At 75.3% G+C, this 6091-nt stretch carries 6 protein-coding genes and 1 pseudogene; 1 reads left to right on the forward strand and 6 read right to left on the reverse strand.

What is annotated here, in order from left to right:
* Positions 1 to 21: 21 nt before the first annotated feature.
* Together MW084_RS04470 and MW084_RS04475 are read right to left on the reverse strand one after the other, a co-directional pair.
* Positions 22 to 450 (reverse strand): annotated as a pseudogene (locus MW084_RS04470) (metallophosphoesterase); the annotation flags it as partial.
* A gap of 33 nt (positions 451 to 483) precedes the next feature.
* Positions 484 to 735 carry an SCO4848 family membrane protein gene (locus tag MW084_RS04475; protein WP_010468429.1) on the reverse strand — a complete coding sequence of 84 codons (252 nt, stop codon included), beginning with the start codon at positions 733 to 735 and terminating at the stop codon, positions 484 to 486.
* A 61-nt stretch (positions 736 to 796) separates the two neighbouring features.
* Here MW084_RS04475 and MW084_RS04480 point away from each other — a divergent pair, with 61 nt between their 5' ends.
* On the forward strand, positions 797 to 2032 hold the full coding sequence (locus MW084_RS04480; RefSeq protein WP_029553276.1) for a D-alanyl-D-alanine carboxypeptidase family protein: 1236 nt from the start codon (positions 797 to 799) through the stop codon (positions 2030 to 2032).
* Here the strand turns inward: MW084_RS04480 and MW084_RS04485 are convergent.
* The 4 genes from MW084_RS04485 to MW084_RS04500 all read right to left on the reverse strand — a co-directional run.
* Positions 1998 to 2891, reverse strand: a complete 894-nt coding sequence (locus MW084_RS04485) for a YihY/virulence factor BrkB family protein (RefSeq protein WP_010468433.1) — start codon at positions 2889 to 2891, stop codon at positions 1998 to 2000. The two genes, MW084_RS04480 and MW084_RS04485, sit on opposite strands and share 35 nt — an antisense overlap.
* Positions 2892 to 2969: 78 nt before the next feature.
* Positions 2970 to 3566: a 2'-5' RNA ligase family protein gene (locus MW084_RS04490; protein ID WP_010468436.1), complete on the reverse strand. Its 597-nt coding sequence runs from the start codon at positions 3564 to 3566 to the stop codon at positions 2970 to 2972.
* A gap of 107 nt (positions 3567 to 3673) precedes the next feature.
* Positions 3674 to 4687: a tryptophan--tRNA ligase gene (gene trpS, locus MW084_RS04495; protein ID WP_010468438.1), complete on the reverse strand. Its 1014-nt coding sequence runs from the start codon at positions 4685 to 4687 to the stop codon at positions 3674 to 3676.
* Between the two features lie 252 nt (positions 4688 to 4939).
* The coding region (locus MW084_RS04500) for an aminotransferase-like domain-containing protein (RefSeq protein WP_275563481.1) at positions 4940 to 6024 on the reverse strand (1085 nt) is incomplete at its 5' end.
* Positions 6025 to 6091 lie beyond the last annotated feature (67 nt).

The raw sequence follows: 6091 nt of genomic DNA on the forward strand, positions 1-6091 counted from the left end.
CCCGCCGCCCGTCGCGCCCGNGGACCCGCCCGTCGCGCCCGTACCCGCCGTGCCCGTACCCGCGCCCGCGTCCCGGGCGGGCTCCCCGGCGGAGGGGGCGGCGCCTGTGCCACCGGCCCTCCCGGCGGAAGGGGCGGCGGTCGCGGCGCCACGGTCCTCGCGGCGGCCGCGCGGCCGGCGGAGGAGGAAGGGGCGCACCGCCTCGGTGACCAGGAGCGACAGCACCAGGTACAGGAGCAGCGCCAGCCACAGGAAGCCCGGCCACGCCAGGGCCTGCTGCACCGGGAACGGAAGCCCCGCGCGTCCCGCCGTCAGCGCGGCGACCGCCGTCAGCGGCAGGACGAACGCCGCCACCGTCCCCGCGCGGCGCGCCGCGCCGCCGGGGCGGGTGACGTCGCGGACCAGGCGGCGCCACACGTACCAGTGCGCCGGCACCAGCAGGGCCAGCATCAGGAAGAGGACCAGCACGATCACCGGGGGCTCCTACTTCTCGTCGCGTCCGCGTCGCAGGGCCCGCACTCCGCGCAACCCCATCACGCCAATGGCCGTCCCCAGGAGAAAGGACGTGACGGCGAGCAGAAGATGAACCCAGAAGTACCCGGTGGGGTCACCCGCGTCGTCGAAGGCGAGGCCGCTCGCATCGTTCCAGAGGTTCTTGACGAAAGTGATCCAGATGAACCAGCTCCAGATCCCGAACGCGAGCAGGAACCATGAAGCGGAACGGCTGAGTCTCATGGGGCCAGTATCCGGTGCACCGGTGTGGGCGGGGACGCCGGGTGGCGGTACTTTCTCGGACGTGCATGCTCTCAAGAAGGCCGCCGTCGCCGTGGCCACCGCCGTGCTGCTCCCCCTCGCCGCCGCGGGCCCCGCGCTCGCCGCGCCGTCCCCGCAGCCGTCGCCGCAGGTGAGACCCCCCGAGCGCATGTCGACCGTCGGCGGCGCCCGGCTCGGCCGGCCGGGCACGCAGGTGGACCTCGCGGGCGGCGCGCCGGTCCTGCCCAAGGAGCTGAGCGGCCGGTCGTGGATCGTGGCGGACGCGGAGAGCGGCGCGGTGCTCGCGGCGCACAACGCGCACTGGCGCCTCGCCCCCGCGTCCACGCTGAAGATGCTGTTCGCGGACACGCTGCTGCCGAAGTTCCCCAGGACGCGGACGCACCTCGTCAAGACGGCGGAGCTGTCGCGGCTCGGCGCCGGGTCCAGCGTGGTGGGCCTCAAGGAGGAGAACACCTACAGCGTCCACGACCTGTGGCTCGGGGTGTTCCTCAGCTCCGGCAACGACGCCGTCCACGCGCTGGCGGAGATGAACGGGGGCATAGCCAAGACGGTGCGCGAGATGAACGCGCGCGCCGACGAGCTGCAGGCCCTCGACACCGAGGTGGTCTCCCCGGACGGGTACGACGCCGCGAGGCAGGTGTCCTCGGCGTACGACCTGACGCTGATAGCCCGCAGCGGCATGCAGAACAAGGACTTCCGCGAGTACTGCTCGACCGTGCGGGCGAAGTTCCCCGGCGAGCAGAAGCCCGGCGCGAAGCGCGGGACGTTCGAGATCCAGAACACCAACCGGCTGCTGACCGGAGCCGGCGGCGTCACGCCCTACAAGGGCATCGCGGGCGTGAAGAACGGGACGACCACCCAGGCCGGGTCGACCTTCACCGGGGTCGCCGAACGCAACGGCCGGGTGCTGCTGGTGACCGTGATGAACCCCTCGTCGAAGGAGCCCCACGCCGTCTACAAGGAGGCCGCGCGGCTCCTCGACTGGGGGTTCGCGGCGGCGGGGAAGGTACGGCCGGTCGGCGAGCTGGTGCCGCCGAGGTCCGCGAGGACCGGTACCGCCCCCAGCGCCTCCCCGGACCGCCCCGGCGGGGTCCCGCCCCGGGTCGCCGGGGAGGCGGCCGAGGCCGCCGTCGCCGGATCGGCGGCCGGGCCGGGCGGGGCCGGGGTCGCCCTCGCCGTCGCGGGCGGGGTGCTGTCGACGGTGGCGGCCTCGGCGTTCCTGATCAATCGGCGGTGGCCGGCGAAGAGGGAGCGGTAGCCGCCCCCCGGCGGTCGCCCGTGGCGGACCAGGCCGCGCAGAACAGCAGCAGCCGGGCGGTGAGGCTGATCCACAGCAGCAGGGCGACGGGCACGCCGAAGGCCCCGTACGTCGACTTCGCGGCCACGCCCGCGAGGTAGCCGCCCAGGAGCATCTTCAGCAGTTCGAAGCCGACCGCGCCGATGAGGGCGGCGCGGACCAGGTCGTGGCGCGGCGGTTCCACGCCCGGCAGCAGCGTCAGCAGGTACAGCAGGAGCAGGAAGTCGGCGAGGACCGCGACGGCGAACGCGGCCGTCTGGAGCAGGACGCCGCCGGCCCCGCCCTCGGGGACGCCCAGCCGCTCGGCGGCCCGGCCGACGGCGGTGGCGCCCAGCGTGGACGCGGCGAGCGAGACGAGCGCCGTGCCGCCCAGGCCCAGCAGGAGCAGCCCGTCCTTGCCCTTGCGGACGATCACGTTGCCGTCGTCGGTGTCGTCGAGGGCCCACACGGCGCGCAGGCAGTCGCGCAGGGAGCCGACCCAGCCGATCCCCGTGAACAGCAGCACGCCGCCGGCGACGAGGCCGACCGTGCCGGCGTTGTCGACGAGGGAGCCCAGGTCGAGCCGGTCGGAGATGCCCGGCAGCTGCTCGGCGATCTTCTCCTGGGCGAGGTGCAGCCGCCCGTCGCCCAGGAGGGCGGCGCCGATGGCCGCGCCCAGGGTGATCAGCGGGAAGAGGGACAGGAAGCTGATGAACGTGATCGCGGCGGCGAGCCGCGTCCAGTGGGCGCGCTCCAGCGTCTCGTAGGCGCGCCAGGCGTGGGTGCGCAGGAGGCGGGCGGCCCAGGGGCCGATGACGGGGAGCTTGGTCAGCCAGTCCATGGCCGTACGCCTACCACCGGACGGCCCGCGTACCGCCCCGGGGGCCGCGGCCTGCCGCCGCCCGCCGGCCGACCGGGGTCAGCCGCCCCGGGGGGTGGCGGCCGGCTCGCCGACCGGTGAGCCCTGCGCGGGCACCGTCCTCACGGGGCCGCCGCCGCCGAAGTCGTACGTGTGCAGCTTGCGCCACACCGCGTCGGTGCCCTGCTCGTACAGGGCGAAGGAGCGCGCCGTCCACGCCGCCTCGAAGTCGGCGAGCTCCGCGAAGGCCCGGTCCATCGCCTCGTCGGGGATGCCGTGCGCGATCGTGACGTGCGGGTGGTACGGGAACCGCAGCTCGCGCTCCAGCGGTCCCGACGCGTCGCGGATGCGCTGCTGGAGCCGGGCGCACGCCTCGCCGCCCTCCACGACCCGCACGTAGACGACCGGGGAGAGCGGCCGGAACGTGCCGGTGCCGCTCAGCCGCATCGGGAAGGGGCGCCCGGCCCTGGCGACCGAGGCCAGGTGGGACCGGATCCCCGGCAGCAGCCCGGCGTCCACCTCCGTGGGCGGGAGGAGCGTGACGTGCGTGGGGATGCCGTGGGCGGCGGTGTCGCCGAAGCCCACGCGCCGCTCCTGGAGCAGGCTGCCGTAGGGCTCCGGGACCGCGAGCGAAACGCCGAGCGTTACGGTCCCCACGTCGTCCTCCTCATCCTTCGGTCGTGTCCGTGCGGGTGCGCCGGGGCGTCCGCGGGCCGGTCGCCAGTGTGGCGCTTCGGCCGGTCCTGTGGCCAGATCCGTCCGTCTCAGTGCTTGGCGGGCAGGAAGCCCACCTTCTCGTAGGTCTGGGCGAGGGTCTCCGCGGCGACGGCGCGGGCCTTCTCGGCGCCCTTGGCCAGGATCGAGTCCAGCGTCTCCGAGTCGTCCAGGTATTCCTGCGTCCGGGTCCGGAAGGGCGTGACGAAGTCCACGACGACCTCCGCGAGGTCCGTCTTCAGGGCGCCGTACATCTTGCCCGCGTACCCCTCGACCAGTTCGTCGACGGACCTGCCGGTGAGCGTCGACATGATCGTGAGGAGGTTGCTGACGCCGGGCTTGCCCTCCGGGTCGAAGCGGATCACCGTGTCCGTGTCGGTGACGGCGCTCCTGACCTTCTTCGCGGTCGCCTTCGGGTCGTCCAGGAGGTTGATCAGCCCCTTGGGGGTCGACGCCGACTTCGACATCTTCGCCGCCGGGTCCTGGAGGTCGTAGATCTTCGCCGTCTCCTTGAGGATGTACGGCGAGGGGAGGGTGAACGTGTCGCCGAAGCGGGCGTTGAACCGCTCCGCGAGGTCGCGGGTCAGCTCGATGTGCTGGCGCTGGTCCTCGCCGACGGGGACCTGGTCGGCCTGGTAGAGGAGGATGTCCGCGACCTGGAGGATCGGGTACGTGAACAGGCCGACCGTGGCGCGGTCGGCGCCCTGCCGGGCGGCTTTGTCCTTGAACTGCGTCATCCGGGACGCCTCGCCGAAGCCGGTGAGGCAGTTCATGACCCAGGCGAGCTGCGCGTGCTCGGGGACGTGGCTCTGGACGAAGAGGGTGCAGCGCTCCGGGTCGAGGCCCGCGGCGAGGAGCTGGGCGGCGGCCAGGCGGGTGTTGGCGCGGAGCTCGGCCGGGTCCTGCGGGACGGTGATCGCGTGCAGGTCGACGACCATGTAGAAGGCGTCGTGGGACTCCTGGAGCGCGACCCACTGGCGGACCGCGCCGAGGTAGTTGCCGAGGTGGAAGGAGCCCGCGGTGGGCTGGATTCCGGAGAGCACGCGAGGGTCAGCAGAGGCCATGGGCCCATTCTCTCAGGTTCGGCGGGCGACCCGGCACGGCCTGTGGACAACCGTCCGGCCCCCGGGCGGGCCCGCCCGGGGGCNGGANCGGNTGCGNACCGGGNGNCGCCGCGCGGGCCGGGCGGGCGCCGTGCGCCGCGGCCCGGGAGGCNCCGTGCGGGCCGGGAGGCACCACGCGGGCGCCGTGCGCCGCGGCCCGGGAGGCACCGTGCGGGCCGGGAGGCGCCGCCCGGGCGGCCCGTCGGGCCCACGCTACGGCAGGACCCGGCACAGGGCGTCGAGGGCGCCCGGCCAGGCGCTGTCGGTGGGGGTGGCGTACCCGACGACGAGGGCGTCCCGGCCGGGCGGGGCGTCCGGGTGGCGGAAGGCGTCCAGGCCCTGCAGGGCGAGCCCCTGGAGGGCGGCGGCCCGCAGGACGGCCCGTTCGCTGCCGGGCGGCAGTTCCAGGACGGCGTGCAGGCCGGCGGCGATGCCGGTGACGCGGATGCCGGGCGCCCGCTCGGCGAGGGCCGCCACGAGCTGGTCGCGGCGGCGCCGGTACCGCAGCCGCATGCCGCGCACGTGCCGGTCGTACGCGCCGGAGGCGATGAACTCGGCCAGGGTGAGCTGGTCGAGGGCGCTGGAGGCCCACTCGACGTCGCCCTTGGCCGCCAGCACCTCCTCGACCAGGTGCCGGGGCGGCACCATCCAGCCGAGGCGCAGTCCGGGGGCGAGGGACTTGCTGACGGTGCCCAGGTAGACGACCCGCTCCGGGTCGAGGCCCTGCAGGGCGCCGACGGGCTGGCGGTCGTAGCGGAACTCGCCGTCGTAGTCGTCCTCCAGCACCAGCCCCCCGGTGGCCCGCGCCCAGTCGACGAGCGCGGCCCGCCGGCCGGGGACGAGGGCGCCGCCGAGCGGGAACTGGTGGGCGGGCGTGATCAGCACGGCGCCGGGCCGGGGCGGTCCGCCCCCGGTCAGGGCCTCGGTGCGGGTGCCGTGCTCGTCGAGCGGCAGCGCCGGGGTGCGCAGCCCGGCGGCGGTGAGGGCGTCCCAGTGCGCGTCGAGGCCGTACGACTCCACCGCGACGTCCCGGACGCGGCGGGCCCGCAGGACGGCGGCGAGCAGCAGGAGCCCCTGGGCGAAGCCGGAGCAGACGACGATCCGCTCGGGGTCGGCGTGCACGCCGCGCGAGCGGGCCAGGTACTCGGCGAGGGCGGCGCGCAGTTCGGGGCGGCCGCGGGGGTCGGTGTAGCCGAACGCCTCGTGCGGGGCGTCCGTCAGGGCGCGGCGGGCCGCCTTGAGCCATTCGGCGCGCGGGAAGGACGCGAGGTCGGGGGTGCCGGGGTGGAGCGTGTGGANGGGCCGGCCCGATCGGGGGCGGCCCCTCCNCNACGGCAGTTCGGGGCGGCCGCGGCNGNCGGGCGG

Origin of the sequence: Streptomyces sudanensis (assembly GCF_023614315.1) — a bacterium.
Lineage (GTDB): Bacteria > Actinomycetota > Actinomycetes > Streptomycetales > Streptomycetaceae > Streptomyces > Streptomyces sudanensis.